We start from the raw sequence: 1645 nt of genomic DNA on the forward strand, positions 1-1645 counted from the left end.
TATAGTCGCCACCTTCAACAACTGTCAACAGCCATCTCAAAGTTTTTGAACTTTTTGCGACAGAAATCTCGGACCCGGTCTGTTGATAGCCGGCTGCCCTTGGGGAACAGCGACAACGCCGGGTGGGTGACCACGAAGGAGCCCTATTGCCGCCGCATTGCCGTTCGACACCGAAGCCAACGAAAGCGGCACCGCGCCGACGGCGCAGCGCCTCTTTCAAGAGCCTCATACAGGGGTGCGCGATGAGCCTTGCAGAGAAGGTGAACCGCCCCTCTTTATAGAGCGCCCTATACAAGAGAAGTGCGCGAGGGGAATTCGACCGGGGCGTAGGCTTCGTTGACTTCACCGGCCATGACAGGCAAATGTCACGGCCATAACAAAAGCGACAAGCCGTTCCGCCCGGGGAAGAAGCAGCCTTTCTGGATGCCAGACACGGAAGATGTCATAGCCGAACTCGGCAACGAGCCGCCGCTTATTGCGGACGGCCGCAGCGGCCCGCCCGACCGGCGCGAGGTTTCCGCACGCTGGCTGTCAGGGACCTTCCTCACCGGCGTGACCTCGAGCGTGCTGATGGGCGTGGCACTGTTCGCTGCCCTTGACGGACGTCAGCAATTGGCGACGCCACCCGAGATTGCGGAACTGATCAATCTTGCCGGCAATGGCGATTCCGGCGAGGTGGCCAAGACGACAAGGCTGGTGGCGCCGCGTCAGATCGCCAAGGCCAAGGACCGCCGTCGGATGGAAGTGTCGATGGTGACCAAGGTCGGCGACCGCGACGTCATCCACACCATGCCTTTCGTGCAGATCAAGATGGCGCTTGCCGCCGGCCACACCACCAGCCGCCCCTACCCGCCTTTCGACCCGATGCAGGTGTTCGGCAACGACGGCGACGACAGTGCTGCGCAGCCGGCGACAGCCTCGGCCGCTTCCGGCCAGATCTACGGCGCCAAGGTCGAAAGCGAGATGAGCCTGAAGACCGTCGATTTCCCGATCGATACGGCGGCTTTCGACGAAAAGAGCGACCTGTCCGCCGACGAGGTGGAAAAGGTGGTGCGCGAAGCCGGCACCGACCTCAGCGATGGCGCCGTCCAGGTCGCTTCACTCCACTATGTCGACCCGCAGCGATTCGGCGACGCCTTTGCCGAGAGCATGGCCGGCTCCTATGACGTCAAGATCGTGCCGGAGAACGTCTCGGTGGCGCCACGCGCCGCCGCCGACGATCAGGCGCCGGCTTTCGCCGAGGAAATCATTCCCTTCACCAAGGATCTCGACATTACCGAGGCCTTTGCCGATTCGGGCTATACGGGAGAAGACGCCACCGGCATGGCCGAAGCGATCGCCAAGCTGTTGAACGCGACGGCGCTCAAGGCCGGAACTGTGCTGCGTGTCGGTCTCGAGGTGCATGGCGACGCCGCCAAGGTCGTGCGCACCAGCGTCTACGACCGAACGCAGCACATCGTCACCATCGCGCTCGACGATCGCGGCCAGTATGTGCCGGCGCAGGAGCCGGATCCGAACCCCGAATTACTGACGGCGTTCGACGACTCACCGCCCGTGGTGGTGCGCGGAAATTTGCCGAACATCTATGACGGCATCTACCGCGCCGCTTATTCCTATGGCATGTCGAAAAAGATGACCCAGCAAC

At 62.5% G+C, this 1645-nt stretch carries 1 pseudogene; it reads left to right on the forward strand.

The features are described 5' to 3' along the window. Positions 1–423: 423 nt before the first annotated feature. A pseudogene (locus ACXJ7R_RS31970) lies at positions 424–1645 on the forward strand (M23 family peptidase); the annotation flags it as partial.

The organism is Mesorhizobium sp. P5_C1, assembly GCF_054049815.1.